The following is a 20,247-nucleotide window of genomic DNA, read 5'->3' on the forward strand; positions in this document are numbered from 1 at the left end:
CTGCAAGGGTGGGCACAGACCCCCATTAGGCTGGGTCGTCGTACGCGTACGACCCCGAGGAGAGCCATGAGCGAGCGACTGCAGCCCGGCGACACCGCCCCCGCCTTCACCCTTCCCGACGCGGACGGCAACGAGGTCTCCCTCGCGGACCACAAGGGCCGCAAGGTCATCGTCTACTTCTACCCGGCCGCCCTCACCCCCGGCTGCACGAAGCAGGCCTGCGACTTCACCGACAACCTGGACCTGCTGGCCGGCGCCGGATACGACGTCATCGGCGTGTCACCGGACAAGCCGGAGAAGCTGGCGAAGTTCCGCGAGAAGGAGCACCTGAAGGTCACGCTGGTCGGCGACCCCGACAAGAAGACCCTGGAGGCGTACGGCGCCTTCGGCGAGAAGAAGCTGTACGGCAAGACGGTGACGGGCGTCATCCGCTCCACCGTCGTCGTCGACGAGGAGGGCAAGGTCGAACGCGCCCTCTACAACGTGAAGGCCACCGGCCACGTCGCCAAGATCCTCAAGGACCTGAAGATCGAAGCGTGACCTGGGTCGCAAACCTGGCCGGAATCGGTTTGCAACCGGCATGACCGAACAGACGCCCTTCCTGGAGTGCCCCCAGCGAAAGGACGTACGGCCATGCCGGCCCCCGACCTCGACACCACCGCCGATCCCGGAGCCCTGAGGCGCCACCCACGCCTCTTCCGGGCCGTCACCCGACGACAGCAGCCCCGGCTGCGCCGGACGGACATCACGGTGACCGACGAGGCGGCGGTCAAGCGGGCCGTCAAGGCCGCCTCCCTCGGCAACGCCATGGAGTGGTTCGACTTCGGCATCTACGCCTACCTGGCCGTCACCCTCGGCCATGTCTTCTTCCCCGCCGGGAACGACACCGTCCAGCTGCTCTCGTCCTTCGCGACCTTCGCCGTGGCCTTCCTCGTCCGCCCGCTCGGCGGCCTCGTGTTCGGCCCGATGGGTGACCGGCTGGGCCGGAAGAAGGTCCTCGCGCTGACCATGATCCTCATGGCGGTCGGCACCTTCGCGATCGGCCTGATCCCGTCGTACGCCTCCATCGGCTTCTGGGCACCGGCCCTGCTCGTCTTCTTCCGCATGCTGCAGGGCTTCTCCACCGGCGGCGAGTACGGCGGCGCGTCCACCTTCATCGCCGAGTACGCGCCCGACCGGCGACGCGGCTACTTCGGCAGCTTCCTGGAGTTCGGCACCCTCGCCGGCTACGTCGGCGCGGCCGGCCTCGTCACGGTGCTCGGCGCGTGGCTGGGCACCTCCACGATGGAGGACTGGGGCTGGCGCGTGCCGTTCCTGGTGGCCGGCCCGCTCGGCCTCGTCGGCCTCTACCTGCGGATGCGACTCGACGAGACGCCCGCCTTCCGCAAGCTCGAATCGGAATCGGCGCACGCCTCGGAGGCCGCCGACCCGGTGGAGACCACGACCAAGGGCGACCTGGGCCGGATCTTCCGCGAGCAGTGGCCGACGCTGATCCTCTGCATCGCCCTCGTGGGCGCGTACAACATCTGCGACTACATGCTGCTGTCGTACATGCCGACCTACCTGTCCGACGAGCTCGGATACAGCGAGACGCACGGCCTGCTCGTCCTGCTGCTGGTGATGGTGCTGCTGATGCTGGTCATCACGCAGGTGGGCCGACTCAGCGACCGCGTCGGACGCAAGCCGGTGCTGATGACGGGCATGCTGGGCTTCCTCGTCCTCTCCCTCCCCGCGTTCCTGCTGATCGGCCAGGACGGGGTGCCCGCCATCACGACCGGCATGCTGATGCTGGGCCTCTCCCTGGTCTGCCTCCTCGGCACGATGTCCGCCGCCCTGCCGGCCCTCTTCCCGACCCAGGTGCGCTACGGCTCCCTGTCCGTGGGCTACAACCTCTCGGCGTCCCTGTTCGGCGGTACGACCCCGCTGGTCATCACCGCCCTGATCGGCGCGACCGGCAGCAACCTGATGCCCGCCTACTACGCGATGGGCGCGGCGCTGGTCGGCGTCATCGCCGTCGCCTGCATGAAGGAGACGGCCCGGCGCCCCCTGGACGGCTCCCCGCCGGCGGTGGAGACCCCGGAGGAGGCGGCGCAGATGGTGATGTCCCAGGCCCCCGAACCCAAGTTCTGACCCCCGCAGGCCTCCCCCGCTCCCCCCACCCCGAACGGCCCGCGCCACCCCCTTCCGGCGCGGGCCGTTCGGCGTGCGGGGGGACCTTCGTACGCGACACGACGTGACCGTCCGATATCCGGGTCGTTACTCCGTACGAGAAGCGCACAAAGGAGGGGGCGCGATGGGGACGAGCGCGTACACGAGGGAACGTCTGAGCACCGCCGTGGCGGCGTCGAGAGGGTGGGCGGATCTGATGCGCCGACTCGGCGTCGCGGAGAGCGGCGGACGACGGCGGACGCTGCAGGCGAAGGTCGCCGAGTACGGGATCGACACCGGCCATTTCCGGCAGCGGAGCCCGTGGCGCAAGTACACCGACAGCGCCATCGCCGAGGCGGTGGCCTCCTCGACCACCTTGCGGGAAGTCGTCCAGAAGCTCGGGGCACCTCCGGCGACCGGCACTCTCTCGCACATCCGGCGCCGCATCGCGGCTGCCGGAATCGACGTCGGCCACTTTCCCGGGCTGAACCGTGCATCGACGGATCTGCCGTTCACACCCGATGAGCTCCGAACGGTCGCGGCATCCGCGCGGAGCGTGAGGGAGATGGCCCGCCTCCTGGGCATAGGTGACGACGGCCGATCGCGGAGCGCGCTCCGGCACATGATCGACAAGCTGGCCGTCGACATCTCCCACTTCACCTACCGACGCGCCGCCGTGCCCGAGGACCGCCTGCGGGCCGCGGTGGTCGAGGCCACCAGCTTCGCCGATGTCATGCGCGCCCTCGGACTCTCGGTCAGCGACCAGAACCACCGGAGGGTCCGGCGCCGGGTGGCCGGCCTCGGCCTCGACACCTCGCACTTCAAGCGACGCACCTGGGGCGCGGTGCGGGCCAGTGCTCCGCGCAGCATCGCGGACACGGTATTCCGGGTACGTCCCGCCGGATCGTCGCGCGAGAACCGTGAGCGGCTCCATCGCGCCCTCACCGAGGTGGGCGTTCCCTACCGCTGCATCGAGTGCGGGAACGGGGGTGAGTGGCGAGGGCGGCGCATCACTCTGCAGATCGACCACATCAACGGAGACTGGCTCGACAACCGGCGGGAAAACCTCCGCTACCTCTGCCCCAACTGCCATTCCATGCCCGAGACGTGGTGCCGGGGGAAGCAGCGCAACGGCCTGCGGGCGGAGGTCGGGTGACCGCTACCATGGCTGGGCAGGCGGCCGTGGTGGAACTGGCAGTCACGCTGGGTTTAGGTCCCAGTGGGGTAACACCCGTGAGGGTTCGAGTCCCTCCGGCCGCACCGTATGCGGAAGGGCCGCACCGAGGACGGTGCGGCCCTTCCGCATGGGCGGACGGTCGACCCGGGCGGCCGGGCCGAAAGGTGGTCAGCCCAGCAGCTCCCTGACCACCGGGACCAGCGCCCTGAAGGCCTTGCCGCGGTGGCTGATGGCGTTCTTCTGGGCCGGGGTCAGTTCCGCGCAGGTGACGTCGTGGCCCTCCGGCTGGAGGATCGGGTCGTAGCCGAAGCCGTTGGTGCCGACCGGCTCGTGGCGCAGGGTGCCGGGCATGCGGCCTTCGACGACGCGCTCCGTGCCGTCGGGCAGGGCGAGGGCGGCGGCGCAGGCGAAGTGGGCGCCGCGGTGGGGGGCGTCGATGTCGGAGAGCTGGGCGAGCAGCAGGTTCAGGTTGGCCTTGTCGTCGCCGTGGGTGCCGGCCCAGCGGGCGGAGAAGATGCCGGGGGCGCCGTTGAGGACGTCGACGCAGAGGCCGGAGTCGTCGGCGACGGCGGGGAGGCCGATGGCCTGGGCGAGGGCGTGGGCCTTGAGCAGGGCGTTCTCGGCGAAGGTGACGCCGGTTTCCTTGACGTCGGGGATCTCGGGGTACGCGTCCGCGCCGACGAGTTCGAGGTCGAGGCCTGCGTCGGCGAGGATCGCGTGGAGTTCGGTGATCTTGCCCGCGTTGCGGGTGGCGAGGATCAGACGGGTCATGCCCCGATTATCCGAGTCCCGGGGAGCGGGTCGGTACGGTTCGGGGCGTCGTGCTCTGGCCCGCCGGCGGGCGGTGAGGGCCTAGCCGGGGGTGCAGACCTTGCCGACTTCGGCGGCGGCGTCGGTGATGGGCTTGATGTCCGGTGTGGTGTCGCCGTTCTTCACGGCGGTGCGGACGGAGTCGACGCCCTTGTGGAGGTCGTCGACGGCCTTGGAGAGGTCCGCGTTGTCGGTGGTGTTCTTGAGGTTGCCCAGTTCGGTGTCGATGCTGTTGAGGGCTTCTTCGATCTGGGTGGGGTCGTTGGAGGCGTTGCTGACGGCCTGCGAGAGCTTGTCGACCGAGGTGGCGATGGCGTCGGCGGTCTTGACGCAGTCCATGGCCTTGTCGAGCGCTCCGCAGCCGACGAGGCTGGTGACTGCGACGGCGGCCGTGGCGACGGCGAGGGCTATGCTGCGGCGGCGCTTCACGTTCGGGTCCTCCCCCTGGGTACGTTCAGACGTGGACGGGGCGCACGGCTGTGTGCCGTGCGCCCGTATGCGTAGAGACGCGGTGGCGTCCTAGAGAGTTCCTTCGAGTGCCTTGCGCTGGATCTCGGCGAGTTCGGCGCAGCCGCCGGAGGCGAGGTCGAGGAGGGCGTTGAGCTCCTTGCGGTCGAAGGGCTCGGCTTCGGCGGTGCCCTGGACCTCGACGAAGCGTCCGTCGCCGGTGCAGACGACGTTCATGTCGGTGTCGGCGCGGACGTCCTCCTCGTAGCAGAGGTCGAGGAGGGGGGTGCCGTCGACGATGCCGACGGAGACGGCGGCGACGGTGCCGGTGAGGGGCTTGCGGCCGGCTTTGACGAGCTTCTTGTTCTGGGCCCAGGCGACGGCGTCGGCGAGGGCGACGTAGGCGCCGGTGATGGCGGCGGTACGGGTGCCGCCGTCGGCCTGGAGGACGTCGCAGTCGAGGACGATGGTGTTCTCGCCGAGGGCCTTGTAGTCGATGACGGCGCGCAGGGAGCGTCCGATGAGGCGGGAGATCTCGTGGGTGCGGCCGCCGATCTTGCCGCGGACGGATTCGCGGTCGCCGCGGGTGTTGGTGGAGCGGGGGAGCATGGAGTACTCGCCGGTGACCCAGCCTTCGCCGCTGCCCTTGCGCCAGCGCGGGACGCCTTCGGTGACGGAGGCGGTGCAGAAGACCTTGGTGTCGCCGAAGGAGATGAGGACGGAGCCCTCGGCGTGCTTGCTCCAGCCGCGTTCGATGGTGACGGGGCGGAGCTGTTCGGGGGTACGGCCGTCGATTCGAGACATGTGAGGAGCGTAGCCGCATGGCGGAGGGGCCCTGTTCCCCTGCCGGAACGGGCCCCTCGTGGCTGGGTGTCAGCCGCTCACATCATGTCTTCGATCTCGGCGGCGATGGGGTCGGCGTCGGTGCCGATGACGACCTGGATCGCGGTGCCCATCTTCACGACGCCGTGGGCGCCGGCGGCCTTCAGGGCGGCGTCGTCGACGAGGGCGGGGTCGTTGACCTCGGTGCGGAGGCGGGTGATGCAGCCCTCGACCTCTTCGATGTTGTCGATGCCACCGAGCCCGGCGACGATCTTCTCAGCCTTGCTGGCCATGTGTTTCTCCCTGTCCGTTCCGTCCTGAGACGCGTGAAGAACGTGAGTGGCGCACCGGTGGTCCGCTTTGTCACGTTAGCCCACGGTTGGCCCAGTCTCGCGAGCGAATGCCGCCGTTCTGCCGAATGATGACGATCACCGGCGGCCTGTTCCGAGCGGCCTCCGGGAGCCTATCGCAACTGGTCTACACCAGTATGCATCCGCAGTGCCCAGGGAGGACGCCGATGAGTGACGCGAGCGCCGCAGCCGCGGCCCCACCGAAGAAGTCGCCCTGGGGGACGTTCTTCCAGGGGCTGCAGAAGATGGGCCGCAGCCTCCAGCTGCCCATCGCGGTCCTGCCCGCGGCGGGCATCATCGGCCGGCTCGGGCAGCCCGACGTGTTCGGCGCCGACGGGCTGGGGTGGGACAACGTCGCGAAGGTGATGGCGGCGGCGGGCGGCGCGCTGCTCGACGGCAGTCTCGGCCTGCCGCTGCTGTTCTGCATCGGCGTGTCGATCGGCATGGCGAAGAAGGCGGACGGTTCGACGGCGCTGGCGGCGGTGGCCGGCTTCCTCGTCTACTACACGGTGCTGCGCGCGTTCCCGAAGTCCTGCCCGGTCGGGACCAAGGACATCGGCGGCGGCTGTCTGGGCGCGGACGACTCCTTCGCCGGCTACACGTACCAGAACCCGGGGGTCTTCGGCGGCATCATCATGGGCCTGCTGACGGCGTACCTCTGGCAGCGTTTCCACCGTACGAAGCTGGTGGACTGGCTGGGCTTCTTCAACGGCCGGCGGCTGGTGCCGATCATCATGGCGTTCGTCGGCATCCTCTTCGCCTCGTTGTGCCTGTGGGTCTGGCCGCCGATCGGTGACGCCCTGGAGAGCTTCAGCGACTGGCTGGTGGGGCTCGGGTCGTGGGGTTCGGGCATCTTCGGGGTCGCGAACCGCGCGCTGCTGGTGGTGGGCCTGCACCAGTTCCTGAACGTGCCGGTCTGGTTCCAGTTCGGCTCGTACACCAAGCCGGACGGCACGGTGGTGCACGGTGACATCACCATGTTCCTCGCGGGCGACCCGAACGCCGGGCAGTTCCTCACCGGCTTCTTCCCGATCATGATGTTCGCGCTGCCGGCGGCGGCGCTGGCGATGACGCACTGCGCGCATCCGCACCGGCGCAAGGAGGTCGGCGGTCTGATGCTGTCGGTGGCGCTGACCTCGTTCGTCACGGGCATCACCGAGCCGCTGGAGTACTCGTTCCTGTTCATCGCGCCGGCGCTGTACGCGGTGCACGCGGTGCTGACGGGGGTGTCGATGGCGGTCTCGTGGGCGCTCGGCGTGAAGGACGGCTTCAGCTTCTCGGCCGGCCTGATCGACTACGTGATCAACTGGAACCTGGCGACGAAGCCCTGGCTGATCATTCCGATCGGTCTCGCGTTCGCCCTCGTGTACTACGTGATCTTCCGCTTCGCGATCACGAAGTTCGACCTCCCGACCCCCGGCCGCGAGCCGGAGGAGCTGGAGGAGGAGATGGAGCGGGACGTCACCAAGGCGTAAGCCCCTGCCCCCGAAGGCCCTCGGACCTCCCGGTCCGGGGGCCTTTTGTCGTCCCCTGTCCGGCTATGGCTCAGCGCACAGAATTCACAGGTTCCTTATCTAAGTCTCACGTGCTACAACAGGTCTACACCACTCATTGGTGTAGACCACGCGGTCCAGACCACCGCGTTCCCCCGAGACGTCGCCGTCACCCCCTTTCACTGTCCTCTGGCGGCGCCTTGTCCAACTGGAGGAAGTTGATGAGTACGGCCACCGCCCAGGCCGCCGCTCCCGCGAAGAAGCGCGGATCCGGCCTGTTCCAGGGCCTGCAGAAGGTCGGTCGCAGCCTGCAGCTGCCGATCGCCGTACTGCCGGCCGCGGGTATCTTGCTCCGTCTCGGCCAGCCCGACGTGTTCGGTGCCGACGGCCTCGGATGGGACAAGGTCGCCTCCGTCTTCGCCACCGCCGGTGGCGCCGTCTTCGACAACCTGCCGCTGCTCTTCTGCATCGGCGTGGCCATCGGCTTCGCCAAGAAGTCCGACGGCTCCACGGCCCTCGCCGCGCTCGTCGGCTTCCTGGTCTACAGCAACGTGCTGAAGGCCTTCCCGGTCACCGAGGCCGTCGTCAACACGACCGCCAACAAGGGCGTCGACGTCGCCGCGACGTACAACAACCCCGGCGTCCTCGGCGGCATCCTGATGGGTCTGCTCTCCGCGGTCCTGTGGCAGCGGTTCCACCGCACCAAGCTGGTCGACTGGCTCGGCTTCTTCAACGGCCGCCGCCTCGTCCCGATCATCATGGCCTTCGTCGGCACCGCCGTCGGCGTCTTCTTCGGCCTGGTGTGGGAGCCGATCGGTGAGGGCATCTCCAGCTTCGGCGAGTGGATGACCGGCCTCGGCGCCGGTGGCGCCGGTCTCTTCGGTCTGATCAACCGCGCGCTGATCCCCGTCGGCATGCACCAGTTCGTGAACTCCGTCGCCTGGTTCCAGATCGGCGACTTCACCAACGCCGCGGGCGACGTCGTCCACGGCGACCTCACCCGCTTCTTCGCCGGTGACGCGACCGCCGGCCAGTTCATGTCGGGCTTCTTCCCGATCATGATGTTCGGCCTTCCGGCCGCCGCCCTGGCCATCGCGCACGCCGCCCGCCCCGAGCGCCGCAAGGCCGTCCTCGGCATGATGCTCTCGCTCGCGCTGACCTCCTTCGTCACCGGTATCACCGAGCCGATCGAGTTCACCTTCATGTTCATCGCGCCGGTCCTCTACGCGATCCACGCGGTGCTGACCGCCGTCTCGATGGCCGTCACCTGGGCGCTCGGTGTCCACGCCGGCTTCACCTTCTCCGCCGGCGGCATCGACTACCTGCTCAACTGGAACCTGGCGACCAAGCCGTGGCTGATCATCCCGCTCGGCCTCGTGTTCGCGGCGATCTACTACGTGGTCTTCCGCTTCGCGATCGTCAAGTTCGACCTCCCCACCCCGGGCCGCGAGCCCGAGGAGGAGATCGAGGACCTCACCAAGGCGTGAGCCTCACCCCGCACACGCCTGGGGCCCGGAACCGTACGGTTCCGGGCCCCAGGCCGTTCGCCCGGCCTGCCGGGGTGGCGCTCGGACGGCCCCGCGCCCGGTCCGGCGCTCAGACCTCGTAGACCGCGCCGGCCCGCGCCAGCTCCGCCGGGCCGCGGAACACCTCGCGGGCGTCCGCCAGGTTCCGCTCGCCGTCCGTCCACGGCGGGATGTGCGTCAGCACGAGACGCCCCACCCCGGCCCGGGCGGCGTGCGCGCCTGCCTCGCGACCGTTGAGGTGGAGCGCCGGGATGTCCTCCTTGCCGTGGGTGAAGGAGGCCTCGCAGAGGAAGAGGTCGGCGCCCCGCGCCAGCTCGTGCAGCGCGTCGCAGACGCCGGTGTCGCCCGAATAGGTGAGGGTGCGCCCACCGTGCTCGATCCGGATGGCGTACGCCTCGACCGGGTGGCAGACCTTCTCCGTGCGGACGGTGAAGGGGCCCACCTCGAAGGTCCGGGACGCCAGCGTCCGGAAGTCGAAGACCTCGCTCATCGCGCTCGCCGACGGCGTGTCCGCGTACGCCGTGGTCAGCCGCTGCTCCGCGCCCTCCGGGGCGAAGACCGGGATCGCGTCGCAGCGGCCGCCCTCGTGGCGGTAGTAACGGGCGACGAAGTAGCCGCACATGTCGATGCAGTGGTCGGCGTGCAGGTGGCTGAGGAAGATCGCGTCGAGGTCGTACAGACCGATGTGGCGCTGCAGCTCGCCGAGGGCTCCGTTGCCCATGTCGAGGAGCAGCCGGAAGCCGTCGGCCTCTACGAGGTAGCTCGAGCAGGCCGATTCCGCGGACGGGAACGACCCTGAGCAGCCGACGACGGTGAGCTTCATGGAGCGTGAACCTCCGAAGACGGGTGCGGAACGCGCGGCGAGAGGGGAGGTCGTGCGATCTGTCGAGCGTACGGCGCGTCGCCGTCCGTCGCTCCTCCGTGGCGGCCCGTTGTGGGCGAACTCACGGGCTCTGTCACCGGTTCGGATGGATGGCGGGCCCTCGCGGCACGGTGGCGGGCGCGACGGTACCTTCTTGAGGTATGGACACGTCGTCGGACCTCTCGTGGTGGCCCGCACTCGTCGCGGTCGTGGTGATCGCGCTCGTCGTGGCGGTCGCCGGCGGACGGCGGCGGTCGGGGCGCCGCCCCGCGGGCCGGACCCGGCCGCCCGCCCGGCCGGTCCCGCGCGGGAGGGGGCCGGAACGGCTGCCGCGGGCGGGCGAGATCTGGTGGGCGGACGTGCCGTACGAGGACGGGCCGGGGTCGAAGGACCGCCCGTGTCTGGTGCTGGCGCGGCGCGGTGACAGCGCGCTGGTCGCCAAGATCACCAGCAGGTACCACGACGAGCGGCCGGGAGTGATCGCCCTGCCGCCGGGTTCGGTGGGCGACGCCCGGGGCCGGCCGAGCTTCCTGGAGACGGACGAACTGCGGGACGTCCCGGTGGGCGAGTTCCGCCGCAGAGTGGGAAGGGCGGACCCGGTGGTCTGGGACCAGGTCCGCCATCTGGCGCGCTGACGACCGGGAACACCGGGCCGTCGGCGCGCGGAGCGCTGAGGGGCGCGGGGGCCCTTGGGGCGCGCGGCCCGTCCGGGCGCGCGGCCCCTCGGGGCTCAGGGCTCGGCCCGTGCCCCGCGGGGCTCGGGGCTCAGGCCCAGAGCTGGTCCTGCAGGGTCGCGATCGCCTCTTCGGTGGTGGCCGCCGTGTAGACGCCCGTCGACAGGTACTTCCAGCCGCCGTCCGCGACGAGGAAGACGATGTCGGCGCTCTCGCCGGCCTTGACCGCCTTCTTGCCGACGCCGATGGCCGCGTGCAGGGACGCGCCCGTGGAGACGCCGGCGAAGATGCCCTCCTGCTGGAGGAGTTCGCGGGTGCGGGTGACCGCGTCGGCGGAGCCGACGGAGAAGCGGGTGGTGAGGACGGAGGCGTCGTACAGCTCGGGGACGAAGCCCTCGTCCAGGTTCCGCAGGCCGTAGACCAGGTCGTCGTAGCGGGGCTCCGCGGCGACGATCTGGATGCCGGGCCTGTGCTCGCGCAGGTAGCGGCCGACGCCCATGAGGGTGCCGGTGGTGCCGAGGCCCGCCACGAAGTGCGTGACGGAGGGCAGGTCGGCGAGGATCTCGGGGCCGGTGGTGGCGTAGTGGGCGCCGGCGTTGTCCGGGTTGCCGTACTGGTAGAGCATCACCCAGTCCGGGTGCTGCTCGGAGAGCTCCTTGGCAACGCGGACCGCCGTGTTCGACCCGCCCGCGGCCGGCGAGGAGATGATCTCCGCGCCCCACATGGCGAGCAGCTGGCGGCGCTCGTCGCTGGTGTTCTCGGGCATGACGCACACGATGCGGTAGCCCTTGAGGCGGGCCGCCATGGCGAGCGAGATGCCGGTGTTGCCGCTGGTGGGCTCCAGGATGGTGCAGCCGGGGGTGAGCCGGCCGTCCTTCTCGGCCTGCTCGATCATGTGGAGCGCGGGGCGGTCCTTGACCGAGCCGGTGGGGTTGCGGTCCTCCAGCTTGGCCCAGATGCGGACGTCGTCCGACGGGGAGAGCCGGGGCAGTCGGACCAGCGGCGTGTTGCCGACCGCCGCGAGCGGGGAGTCGTAACGCATGGGGACCGGTCCGCTCAGACCATGCCGCCGGCGACGGCCGGCAGGATGGTGACGTTGTCGCCGTCGGCGAGCTTGGTCTCGATGCCGTCGAGGAAGCGCACGTCCTCGTCGTTCAGGTAGACGTTGACGAAGCGGCGCAGCTTGCCGCCGTCGACGATGCGGGCCTCGATCCCGGTGTGGCGGGACTCCAGGTCGGCGAAGAGCTCGGCGAGCGTCGCGCCCTTGCCCTCGACGGCCTTGGCGCCGTCGGTGTAGGTGCGGAGGATGGTCGGGATGCGGACCTCGATGGCCATGACGTGGGCTCCTGTCGGAAGGGACGGAATGGGCGCGCGGCTCTGGCCCCCGCGCGAGGGGGGTCGTGCTGGGTGTGTGCGCTCGGGCCGGTGCTTCAGAGCGCAGCGCGCGGCGGACACATCGCGCTGGCGAGGCGGCACAGGTCGACGTGCAGGCGCGCCGTGAGCAGGGGTGTGCCCGGCGTCTCTTCGCTCACGTCGTGGGAAACCATGCGGTCATCGTATCGATTCCCGGTCCGGGTTCCGGAATGTGATCTCACATGACGGACAGATCGCGTTCGCCTGCCGGACGGACCTCCGGAGCGGCGAGGTAGACGACGAGCGGGCTCCCCGTCCGGGGATGCGGGATGACCTCGGCTTCGACCCCGTAGACCTCGTGCAGCAGGGCCGGGGTCAGCACCTCGGCCGGTGTGCCCTCGGCGAGGACCCGGCCGTCCTTGAGGACGTAGAGGCGGTCGCAGTAGGCGCCGGCGAGGGTGAGGTCGTGCAGCGCGAGGAGGTTGCCGGTGCCCAAGTGGCGCACGAGGGAGAGGATGTCCAGCTGGTAGCGGATGTCCAGGTGGTTGGTGGGCTCGTCGAGGACGAGCAGCGCCGGTTCCTGGACGAGGGCGCGGGCGACCAGGGCGCGCTGTCGTTCGCCGCCGGACAGACCGGGGTACGGGCGCTCGGCGAGGTCCGCGATGCCGACCCGGGCCAGGGCCGCGTCCACCCGGGCGAGGTCCGCCGCGCTGTCGCCCTCCCAGAAGCGCTTGTGCGGGGAGCGGCCGAGGGCGACCAGCTCGCGGACGGTCAGCTCGAACTCGGCGGAGCTCTCCTGCGGCACGGTCGCCACCCGGCGGGCCCGTTCCCGGGTCCCCATCGTGTGCAGGTCGGCGCCGTCGAGGAGGGCGCGGCCGCCGGTGGGCGTGAGGGTGCCGTAGACGCAGCGCAGCAGGGTGGTCTTGCCGCTGCCGTTGGGGCCGACGAGGCCGACGGTCTCCCCGGGGCGGACGACGAGGTCGGCGGCGTGCAGGCGGTCCTCGTAGGACATGCCCCGTACGCGCAGTTCGGTCATGCCGGCACTCCTTCGGCGCGGCGGCGCATCAGCCAGAGGAAGAACGGGCCGCCGGTGAGCGCGGTGAGGACGCCGACGGGGATGTCCTGGGGCGCGGCGACGGTGCGGGCGGCGAGGTCGGCGAGGACGAGGGCGAGCGCCCCGCCGAGGGCGGCGACCGGCAGGAGCCGGCGGTGGGGCGCGCCGACGGCCAGCCTGGCGGCGTGCGGGACCATCAGGCCGACGAAGCCGACCGCGCCGCTGGCCGCGACCATGACGGCGGTGACCAGGGAGGCGAGGACGAAGACGACGGCGCGGAAGCGGGCGGTGTCCAGGCCGAGGACGGTGGCGCCCTCCTCGCCGACGAGCAGCAGGTCGAGCGGCCGCGCGAGGGTGAGCAGGAGGCCGATGCCGAGGGCGAGGACGGCGGCGGGCAGCACGAGGCCGTCCCAGCGGGCGCTGCCGAGGCCGCCGAGGGACCAGAAGAGCGCCTCCTGGAACTGTTCGGGCCGGCCCGCGACGACCAGGAGCAGGGTGGTGAGCGCGGACAGGATGTAGGAGACGGCCACGCCCGCGAGCACGAGCCGGGCGCCGGTGAGGGTGCCGCCGCGCCGGGCGAGGGCGTAGACGAGGACGAGCGAGAGCAGGGCGCCGGCGAAGGCGCCGGCGGGCAGGGCGACGCTCGTGGTGACGCCGCCGGCGACGCCGAGGACGAGGACGCCCACGGCTCCCGCGGAGGCCCCGGAGGAGATCCCGAGCAGGAAGGGGTCGGCGAGCCGGTTGCGGACGAGGGCCTGGAGGACGGCGCCGACGACGGCGAGTCCGGCGCCGACGATCGCGCCGAGCAGCACCCGGGGCAGGCGGACGTCGAGCACGATCGTGCGGTACGGGGAGGGCCCGGCCCGGCCGGTCAGGGCGTCGAGCACCTGACCGGGCGGGACGCGGACGGAGCCGAGCGCGAGCGAGGCGACGACGGCCGCGGCGAGCGCCACGAGCAGCCCGGCGACGACGGCCGGGTACCGCTGCGCGGGGCTCATCGCGCGGGGTGCAGCTGGGCGGCGAGCTTGTCGACGGCGGCGGGGGCCCGGACGCCGAGGACGGTGTCGGACAGCGGCATGACGGCGAAGCGGCGGTTCCTGATCGCGGGGACCTCGCGCAGGGCGGGGTCGTCGAGGAGGCGCTTCTTCTTCTGCTCGACGGAGGTGGTCCCGTAGTCGTAGATGACGACGACCTCGGGCCGGCGGGCGACGACCTGTTCCCAGGTGGCGTCGCCGAAGGTCTTGTCGAGGTCGGCGAAGACGTTGCGGCCGCCGGCGCGGGTGATGATCTCGTTGCCGATGCCCTTGCCGCCGGCGGTGAAGGCGGTCTTGTCGCCGCTGTCGTAGACGAAGACGGAGACGGGGGCGACTCCCCCGAGGCGCTTCTCGGCGGCGGCGACGGTGTTCCTCGCCGTGCGGACCCATGCCTCGGCCCGGCCGGCGGCGCCGAAGGTGCGCCCGACCTCGTGGACCTCGCGGTAGAGGTCGGCGAAGGAGCTCCTGCCGTCGGGGCACGACTCGGTGTTGAGGCGGGTGGCGATCCCGGAGCGCTCCAGGTCGGAGCGGGCGCGGCCGGCCGTGGCGTCGAAGGCGGAGGCGTATCCGCCGTAGACGAAGTCGGGGTTCGCGGCGAGCAGCGCCTCCTTGGAGGGGTACTCCTTCGCGAGGACGGGGACGCTGTCGTAGGCCTTCTCGTAGGCGGGGAGGACCGCGTCGTCGAGGTAGGCGGTGCCGGTGAGGGACTTCTCCAGGCCGAGGGCGAGCATGACCTCGGTGACGTGCTGGTTCATGGTCACCGCGCGCTGCGGCGGGGCCTGGTAGGTGGTCGTCACACCGCAGTTGGTGACGGTGTACGGGAAGCCGGCCGCGGGCCGGGCCGCGGGCTTGCCGGCGGGGGCCGAGCAGGCGGCGAGGAGGGATATCAGCGCGGCGGCGGGCAGCAGCGGCGTACGGCGCCAGGACATGACGGAACGGGCCTCCTGACGGGGATCTCCGCGTCCCCGGTCGGTGGTGGGAAGGCGGCAGGTCAGTTCCTGGCTTCCACCCCGGGAGGGTGGTCACAGTGGCGGGACCGTGCCGGATTCGCACCGGCTTCCTGGTTCCTGCCGCCCGTTGGTCGCGCTCAGTCTCGCATGATCATCGGGAGGGTCGGTCGTACGCCTCGACGACCTCGACCTCTTCCTCCGTCACGACGCCGTCGACGATCGTGTAGGAGCGGAACTGGAAGGGGCCCGCGCCGTCGGTGTCGGCGGTGGAGACGAGGACGTAGTGGGCGTTCGGCTCGTTGGCGTAGGAGATGTCCGTGCGCGACGGGTAGGCCTCGGTCGCGGTGTGCGAGTGGTAGACGATCACGGGCTCCTCGTCCCGGTCGTCCATCTCGCGGTAGAGCTTCAGCAGGTCCCCGGAGTCGAACTCGTAGAAGGTGGGCGAGCGCGCGGCGTTCAGCATGGGGATGAAGCGTTCGGGGCGGCCTGAGCCGGCCGGGCCCGCGACCACGCCGCAGGCCTCGTCGGGGTGGTCCGCACGGGAGTGTTCCACGATCTGGTCGAACAGGGCTCGGGTGATGGTCAGCATGCCGACAGGATAAGCAGACGGGCCGCCCCGTACCGAGGAGTGGTACGAGACGGCCCGGATGTCGAGACGGTGCAGGTCAGGAGCGCTTGACGAAGGCGGCGCCCTCGGGGTTGCGGGCCTTCAGCACCAGGTAGGAGACGGCCAGGAGCAGGCCCCAGACCGGCGCGCCGTACAGGGCGACCCGGTTGTCCGCGTCCATGCCCATGGTCACGATGACCATGCCGATGAAGGCGAGCGAGAAGACGCTGAACCAGATACCGCCCGGCGCCTTGAACGAGGACTGGGGCAGCTCGCCGCGGTCGGCCTTGAGCCGGTAGCGGATCTGGCAGATCAGGATGACGATCCAGGCCCACATGCCGGAGATGGTGGCGAAGGAGACGACGTAGTTGAACGCCTCGCCGGGCCACTGGTAGTTGATCCAGACGCCGACCATCATGAGGGCGGCCGAGACGGTGGTGCCGACCAGCGGGGTGCCGGACCCCGTCAGCCTCGCGAAGACCTTCGGGCCCTGGCCGTTGAGCGCGAGGTCGCGCAGCATGCGGCCGGTGGAGTACATGCCCGAGTTGCAGGAGGACAGGGCCGCCGTCAGGACGACGAAGTTGACGATGGCGGCGCCGATGCCGAGGCCCATCTTCTCGAAGGCCGCGACGAACGGGCTGACGCCGGGCTTGAAGGCGGTCCACGGGACGACCGAGAGGATCATGATCAGCGCGCCGACGTAGAACACGGCGATGCGCCACGGCACGGTGTTGATGGCCTTGGGCAGGACGGTCTTCGGGTCCTTGGACTCGCCCGCGGTGACGCCGACCAGCTCGACGGCGAGGAAGGCGAACATGACCATCTGGAGGGTCATGAGGGTCGAGAAGATGCCGTCCTTGCCGGCGAAGAAGCCGCCGAGGCTCCACAGGTGGGTGACCGAGGCGGTGTCGCCGGCGTCGGAGAAGCCCAGGGTGAGGATGCCGGCGCAGATGAGGATCATGCCGACGATCGCGGTGACCTTGACCATCGAGAACCAGAACTCCAGCTCACCGAAGAGCTTCACGGAGATCAGGTTGGCGCCGTAGAGGATCACGGTGAAGACGAGGGCGGACAGCCACTGCGGGATGTCCCACCAGTACGTCATGTACGTGGCCGCGGCGGTGACTTCGGTGATGCCGGTGACGACCCAGAAGAGCCAGTATGTCCAGCCGGTCACGAAGCCCGCGAAGGGGCCGATGAACTCACGCGCGTACTCCGAGAAGGAGCCCGACACGGGGCGGTACATGAGGAGCTCGCCGAGCGCCCGCATGATGAAGAAGATGACGAGGCCCGCGATGGCGTACGCGAGGATCAGGCTCGGTCCCGCGATCGAGATGCCCTTGCCCGCGCCGAGGAAGAGGCCGGTGCCGATGGCGCCGCCGATCGCGATCATCTGGATCTGCCGTGCGCCGAGTGCCCGGTGGTAGCCCTCGCCCGCCGCGGTGTCCGCGGCCCCGTCGCCGTCGTGCTGCTGGTCGACCTGCGCAGAGGTCATGGTGGTGCGCCTTTCTCCATGCTGATCCGCGCACCGGCCGGCTCGGCCGTCTGTGCTGCGGACCAGGTCCTGATCCCCCCGGATGTGGAATGGAGTGCTACCGGCGGTCAGCCGGCCGAAGCGCCCCCGGGAACAGGGGTGGCGTCCCCGGGTGGTCGTGAAGATTTATCACGCGCTTAACCGTGATCGAGGACCCGCGACGTGACCGGCGCCACACCAAAAGAGGGGGGAAAGGGACTCAACGGAGCAAAGCGGGGCTCTTTGATAACGCATTCGTTATCCGGATTTGAGCGTCCGCTGAGCGAACACCCGCCGTGACGGACGTCCGGCCGGGCGGTTACGGCATCAGCGTCTCGACGAGCGACTCCTGGAGCCCGCCGAGCCACAGGTACGCCATCACCATCGGCTTGCGCGGGTCGGAGTCCGGCAGCCGGTACAGCTGCTCGCTCTCGTCGTCCTCGGTGACCTCCAGGCGGGTGCCGATGGTCAGCCGCAGGTCGTTCAGCGCGCAGAGCCACGCCCGGGACTCGTCCGGGGTGAGCTCGAGGATCCCCCCGCCCTCGCCGGCCGCCGCGGAGGCGAGCCCGTCGAGGCTGCGGACCACCGTGAGCGCGTCCTGGCGCTTGCGCGCCCGCAGGTCGTTCTCGGTGAAGCGGCGGAAGTCGGCCGCCGCCTGGCGCAGCTCGTCGGTGTCGTCCCCGTACGCGTCGGGGAAGAGCCTGCGCAGCGCGGGGTCGGCGGGCGGCTCGCTGGGACCCTCGGCGAAGAGCGCGGCCAGCGGGTCCTCGCCCTCGACGGGCTCGTCGCCCGGGCCGATCAGCTCCATGAGCTGGACGGCGAGGGAACGCAGGATGGAGATCTCGACCTCGTCGAGGGCGACCGCCGCGCCGCCGCCCGGGAGGGCCTCGAACTGCCCCGCCATCAGCCGCGGTCCTGCGAGAGGGTCGCCCACAGCCCGTAGCCGTGCATCGCCTGCACGTCCCGTTCCATCTCCTCGCGGGTGCCGCTGGAGACCACCGCGCGGCCCTTGTGGTGCACGTCGAGCATCAGCTTGTGCGCCTTGTCCTTGGAGTAGCCGAAGTACGCCTGGAAGACGTAGGTGACATAGCTCATCAGATTGACCGGGTCGTTGTGCACGAGGGTCACCCATGGCACGTCGGGTTCGACGACGGCGGAGACCTCCTCGGCCGATTCGGTCCGTTCGATCTCGATAGGCGCAACGCTCACTTACCCCATGCTGCCACCCCGGCCCACAGGTCGCACAAACGGGTCACCCGTGGCACGCCGCACGTTCCCCCAGTATTCGTCAGAGTGACGAATACTGCGGTAGCATCCTCACATGAACGCTGCGGACCTTGGGCTGCCGGTGGACGTTCCGTCGACGGCGCTCTTCACCGACCAGTACGAGCTGACCATGCTCCAGGCGGCCCTCAGGGCCGGGACGGCGGACCGCCGGTCCGTCTTCGAGGTCTTCACCCGCCGGCTGCCCGAGGGGCGGCGCTACGGCGTGGTGGCGGGCGTCGGACGGGTCCTGGACGCCGTCGAGAACTTCCGCTTCGACGCGGGCGTCCTCGGCTTCCTGCGCGAGCAGGGCATCGTCGACGAGCCGACCCTGGAGTGGCTGGCGCGCTACCGCTTCTCCGGCGACATCTGGGGCTACCCCGAGGGCGAGGTGTACTTCCCCGGCTCGCCGATCCTGCGGGTCGAGGGCTCCTTCGCCGAGTGCGTGCTCCTGGAGACCGTCGTCCTGTCGATCCTCAACCACGACTCCGCCATCGCGGCCGCCGCCTCGCGGATGTCCTCGGCCGCCGGCGGCCGCCGGCTGATCGAGATGGGCGCCCGGCGCACCCACGAGCTGGCCGCCGTCGCCTCCTCCCGCGCCGCCTACGTGGGCGGCTTCGACTCCACCTCCGACCTGGCGGCCGGCTTCCGCTACGGCATCCCGACCGTCGGCACCTCCGCCCACGCCTTCACCCTGCTGCACGACACCGAGCGCGACGCCTTCCGCGCCCAGGTCGACTCCCTGGGCAGCGGCACCACCCTGCTCGTCGACACCTACGACGTCGCCGAGGCGGTGCGCACCGCCGTCGAGGTGGCCGGGACCGGGCTCGGGGCCGTCCGCATCGACTCCGGCGACCTGCTGCTCGTCGCCCACCGGGTGCGCGCGCAGCTCGACGAGCTGGGCGCCACGGACACCAAGATCGTGGTCACCTCCGACCTCGACGAGTACGCCATCGCCTCGCTCGCGGCCGCGCCCGTGGACGCCTACGGGGTGGGCACCCAGCTCGTCACCGGCAGCGGCCACCCCACCTGCTCCATGGTCTACAAGCTGGTCGCCCGGGCCGTCTCGGCCGATCCGAAGGCCCCGCTGGTCCCGGTCGCGAAGAAGTCGGTGGGCGGCAAGGCCTCAGTCGGCGGCCGCAAGTGGTCCGCCCGCCGGACCGACGCCGCCGGTGTCGCCGAGGCCGAGGTCATCGGTATCGGCCCCGTCCCGCCGGAGCTCGTCGAGCGGCAGCTGCTCGTCGAGCTCGTCAAGGGCGGCGACGTCGTGGCCCGCGAGCCGCTGGAGGCCGCCCGGGCCCGGCACATCGCGGCCCGCGCGGGGCTGCCGCTGTCGGCGACCCAGCTGTCGCGGGGCGAGCCGGTCCTGCCGACCGAGTACGTGTGAGCCGACCGAGTAGGTGTGAGCGCGCCCGCCCGACGGAGCACCTGACGGAAGACGCCCCGCACCCTGAGCGCCCCCTCCCGCGGGGAGGGGGAAGTCTCTAGGCTCGAATCCGTCCGAGAACCGACGCCCGATCCGCCTCCCGATCCGACCGCTAAGGACCTGTCATGCACCGCGCATTGATCGTTGTGGACGTTCAGAACGACTTCTGCGAGGGCGGCAGCCTCGCGGTGGCCGGGGGCGCGGACGTCGCCGCCGCCATCACCGACCTGATCGGCCAGACGGCGGGCTCCGTCTACCGGCACGTGGTCGCGACCCGCGACCACCACGTCGACCCGGGCGCCCACTTCGCGCCGGAGGGCGAGGCGCCGGACTACGTGACGAACTGGCCGCGGCACTGCGTGGCCGGCACCGAGGGCGTCGGCTTCCACCCGAACTTCGCGCCCGCGGTCACCGCCGGCGCCATCGACGCCGTCTTCGACAAGGGCGCCTACGAGGCCGCGTACAGCGGCTTCGAGGGCCACGACGAGAACGGCGAGGCGCTCACGGCGTGGCTGCGGGCCCGCGAGGTCACCGAGGTCGACGTGGTCGGCATCGCCACCGACCACTGCGTACGGGCGACCGCCCTGGACGCGGCCCGCGACGGCTTCCGCACCCATGTCCTGCTCGACCTGACGGCGGGCGTGGCGAAGGAGACCACCGACCGCGCCCTGGAGGAGCTGCGCGAGGCGGGCGTGGAGCTGACCGGCAAGCCGGTCGTCAGCCCGTGACGCGGGGCCC

General features: G+C 70.8%; 23 protein-coding genes, 1 tRNA gene and 1 riboswitch. Of the genes, 9 read left to right on the forward strand and 15 right to left on the reverse strand.

The window, feature by feature from the left end:
- Nucleotides 1-66 precede the first annotated feature (66 nt).
- The 4 genes from bcp to ACGF1Z_RS11130 all read left to right on the forward strand — a co-directional run bounded on the left by bcp (nucleotide 67) and on the right by ACGF1Z_RS11130 (nucleotide 3,408).
- A complete protein-coding gene (bcp, locus tag ACGF1Z_RS11115; protein ID WP_393002285.1) occupies nucleotides 67-540 on the forward strand; it encodes a thioredoxin-dependent thiol peroxidase in 474 nt (157 codons plus the stop codon).
- 93 nt (nucleotides 541-633) lie between these two features.
- Complete coding sequence (gene proP / locus ACGF1Z_RS11120; RefSeq protein WP_393002287.1) at nucleotides 634-2,130, forward strand: glycine betaine/L-proline transporter ProP; 1,497 nt, start codon at nucleotides 634-636, stop codon at nucleotides 2,128-2,130.
- 163 nt (nucleotides 2,131-2,293) lie between these two features.
- The gene (locus ACGF1Z_RS11125; protein WP_393002289.1) at nucleotides 2,294-3,304 is read left to right on the forward strand and encodes an HNH endonuclease signature motif containing protein; all 1,011 of its coding nucleotides are present in this window, start codon (nucleotides 2,294-2,296) and stop codon (nucleotides 3,302-3,304) included.
- A 20-nt stretch (nucleotides 3,305-3,324) separates the two neighbouring features.
- A tRNA-Leu gene (locus ACGF1Z_RS11130) sits at nucleotides 3,325-3,408 on the forward strand.
- Nucleotides 3,409-3,493: 85 nt separating this feature from the next.
- Here the strand turns inward: ACGF1Z_RS11130 and rdgB are convergent.
- The 4 genes from rdgB to ACGF1Z_RS11150 form a co-directional block, all read right to left on the reverse strand.
- The gene (rdgB, locus tag ACGF1Z_RS11135) at nucleotides 3,494-4,096 is read right to left on the reverse strand and encodes an RdgB/HAM1 family non-canonical purine NTP pyrophosphatase (protein WP_393002291.1); all 603 of its coding nucleotides are present in this window, start codon (nucleotides 4,094-4,096) and stop codon (nucleotides 3,494-3,496) included.
- An 81-nt stretch (nucleotides 4,097-4,177) separates the two neighbouring features.
- On the reverse strand, nucleotides 4,178-4,564 hold the full coding sequence (locus ACGF1Z_RS11140; RefSeq protein ID WP_393002293.1) for a hypothetical protein: 387 nt from the start codon (nucleotides 4,562-4,564) through the stop codon (nucleotides 4,178-4,180).
- A gap of 90 nt (nucleotides 4,565-4,654) precedes the next feature.
- The gene (gene rph / locus ACGF1Z_RS11145; protein ID WP_393002295.1) at nucleotides 4,655-5,386 is read right to left on the reverse strand and encodes a ribonuclease PH; all 732 of its coding nucleotides are present in this window, start codon (nucleotides 5,384-5,386) and stop codon (nucleotides 4,655-4,657) included.
- Between the two features lie 77 nt (nucleotides 5,387-5,463).
- Nucleotides 5,464-5,697 (reverse strand): glucose PTS transporter subunit EIIB, encoded by a 234-nt coding sequence (locus ACGF1Z_RS11150; protein WP_393002297.1) that lies wholly within the window; start codon nucleotides 5,695-5,697, stop codon nucleotides 5,464-5,466.
- A 224-nt stretch (nucleotides 5,698-5,921) separates the two neighbouring features.
- Here ACGF1Z_RS11150 and ACGF1Z_RS11155 point away from each other — a divergent pair, with 224 nt between their 5' ends.
- Nucleotides 5,922-7,229 carry a PTS transporter subunit EIIC gene (locus tag ACGF1Z_RS11155; RefSeq protein WP_393002299.1) on the forward strand — a complete coding sequence of 436 codons (1,308 nt, stop codon included), beginning with the start codon at nucleotides 5,922-5,924 and terminating at the stop codon, nucleotides 7,227-7,229.
- Between the two features lie 239 nt (nucleotides 7,230-7,468).
- A complete protein-coding gene (locus ACGF1Z_RS11160) occupies nucleotides 7,469-8,734 on the forward strand; it encodes a PTS transporter subunit EIIC (RefSeq protein WP_393002301.1) in 1,266 nt (421 codons plus the stop codon).
- Nucleotides 8,735-8,843: 109 nt separating this feature from the next.
- Here ACGF1Z_RS11160 and ACGF1Z_RS11165 read toward each other — a convergent pair whose 3' ends face one another.
- On the reverse strand, nucleotides 8,844-9,596 hold the full coding sequence (locus tag ACGF1Z_RS11165; protein WP_393002303.1) for an MBL fold metallo-hydrolase: 753 nt from the start codon (nucleotides 9,594-9,596) through the stop codon (nucleotides 8,844-8,846).
- A gap of 200 nt (nucleotides 9,597-9,796) precedes the next feature.
- Between ACGF1Z_RS11165 and ACGF1Z_RS11170 the strand changes: the two genes are divergently transcribed.
- Nucleotides 9,797-10,270, forward strand: coding sequence for a type II toxin-antitoxin system PemK/MazF family toxin (locus ACGF1Z_RS11170; RefSeq protein ID WP_393002305.1), 474 nt, complete (start codon nucleotides 9,797-9,799; stop codon nucleotides 10,268-10,270).
- Between the two features lie 130 nt (nucleotides 10,271-10,400).
- On the opposite strand, the gene ACGF1Z_RS11175 is transcribed toward ACGF1Z_RS11170, so the two are convergent.
- The 10 genes from ACGF1Z_RS11175 to clpS form a co-directional block, all read right to left on the reverse strand.
- The gene (locus ACGF1Z_RS11175) at nucleotides 10,401-11,351 is read right to left on the reverse strand and encodes a PLP-dependent cysteine synthase family protein (RefSeq protein ID WP_393002307.1); all 951 of its coding nucleotides are present in this window, start codon (nucleotides 11,349-11,351) and stop codon (nucleotides 10,401-10,403) included.
- Nucleotides 11,352-11,365: 14 nt separating this feature from the next.
- Nucleotides 11,366-11,644 carry a MoaD/ThiS family protein gene (locus tag ACGF1Z_RS11180; protein ID WP_393002309.1) on the reverse strand — a complete coding sequence of 93 codons (279 nt, stop codon included), beginning with the start codon at nucleotides 11,642-11,644 and terminating at the stop codon, nucleotides 11,366-11,368.
- Between the two features lie 95 nt (nucleotides 11,645-11,739).
- Entirely contained in the window at nucleotides 11,740-11,856 is a 117-nt protein-coding gene (locus tag ACGF1Z_RS11185) for a putative leader peptide (RefSeq protein WP_376637490.1), read from the reverse strand.
- A gap of 44 nt (nucleotides 11,857-11,900) precedes the next feature.
- Nucleotides 11,901-12,698: an ABC transporter ATP-binding protein gene (locus ACGF1Z_RS11190; RefSeq protein ID WP_393002311.1), complete on the reverse strand. Its 798-nt coding sequence runs from the start codon at nucleotides 12,696-12,698 to the stop codon at nucleotides 11,901-11,903.
- Nucleotides 12,695-13,714 carry a FecCD family ABC transporter permease gene (locus ACGF1Z_RS11195; RefSeq protein ID WP_393002313.1) on the reverse strand — a complete coding sequence of 340 codons (1,020 nt, stop codon included), beginning with the start codon at nucleotides 13,712-13,714 and terminating at the stop codon, nucleotides 12,695-12,697. The genes ACGF1Z_RS11190 and ACGF1Z_RS11195 overlap by 4 nt, the downstream gene beginning before the upstream one ends.
- Nucleotides 13,711-14,679, reverse strand: a complete 969-nt coding sequence (locus tag ACGF1Z_RS11200; RefSeq protein WP_393002315.1) for an ABC transporter substrate-binding protein — start codon at nucleotides 14,677-14,679, stop codon at nucleotides 13,711-13,713. The genes ACGF1Z_RS11195 and ACGF1Z_RS11200 overlap by 4 nt, the downstream gene beginning before the upstream one ends.
- A 42-nt stretch (nucleotides 14,680-14,721) precedes the next feature.
- Nucleotides 14,722-14,862: riboswitch (cobalamin riboswitch) on the reverse strand.
- Nucleotides 14,852-15,289 carry a Mov34/MPN/PAD-1 family protein gene (locus ACGF1Z_RS11205; protein ID WP_393002317.1) on the reverse strand — a complete coding sequence of 146 codons (438 nt, stop codon included), beginning with the start codon at nucleotides 15,287-15,289 and terminating at the stop codon, nucleotides 14,852-14,854. It overlaps the preceding riboswitch by 11 nt.
- Before the next feature lie 76 nt (nucleotides 15,290-15,365).
- Complete coding sequence (locus tag ACGF1Z_RS11210) at nucleotides 15,366-16,802, reverse strand: amino acid permease (protein ID WP_393002319.1); 1,437 nt, start codon at nucleotides 16,800-16,802, stop codon at nucleotides 15,366-15,368.
- Between the two features lie 337 nt (nucleotides 16,803-17,139).
- Nucleotides 17,140-17,724 (reverse strand): DUF2017 domain-containing protein, encoded by a 585-nt coding sequence (locus tag ACGF1Z_RS11215; RefSeq protein WP_393002321.1) that lies wholly within the window; start codon nucleotides 17,722-17,724, stop codon nucleotides 17,140-17,142.
- Complete coding sequence (gene clpS / locus ACGF1Z_RS11220; protein ID WP_046912205.1) at nucleotides 17,724-18,029, reverse strand: ATP-dependent Clp protease adapter ClpS; 306 nt, start codon at nucleotides 18,027-18,029, stop codon at nucleotides 17,724-17,726. The genes ACGF1Z_RS11215 and clpS overlap by 1 nt, the downstream gene beginning before the upstream one ends.
- Nucleotides 18,030-18,141: 112 nt before the next feature.
- On the opposite strand from clpS, the gene ACGF1Z_RS11225 reads away from it, so the two are divergent.
- On the forward strand, nucleotides 18,142-19,470 hold the full coding sequence (locus tag ACGF1Z_RS11225) for a nicotinate phosphoribosyltransferase (RefSeq protein WP_393002324.1): 1,329 nt from the start codon (nucleotides 18,142-18,144) through the stop codon (nucleotides 19,468-19,470).
- A gap of 164 nt (nucleotides 19,471-19,634) precedes the next feature.
- Complete coding sequence (locus ACGF1Z_RS11230; RefSeq protein ID WP_393002326.1) at nucleotides 19,635-20,237, forward strand: isochorismatase family protein; 603 nt, start codon at nucleotides 19,635-19,637, stop codon at nucleotides 20,235-20,237.
- The last annotated feature ends 10 nt before the right edge of the window (nucleotides 20,238-20,247 follow it).

This window comes from Streptomyces sp. NPDC048018 (genome assembly GCF_043202995.1).
Classification (GTDB): Bacteria; Actinomycetota; Actinomycetes; order Streptomycetales; family Streptomycetaceae; genus Streptomyces.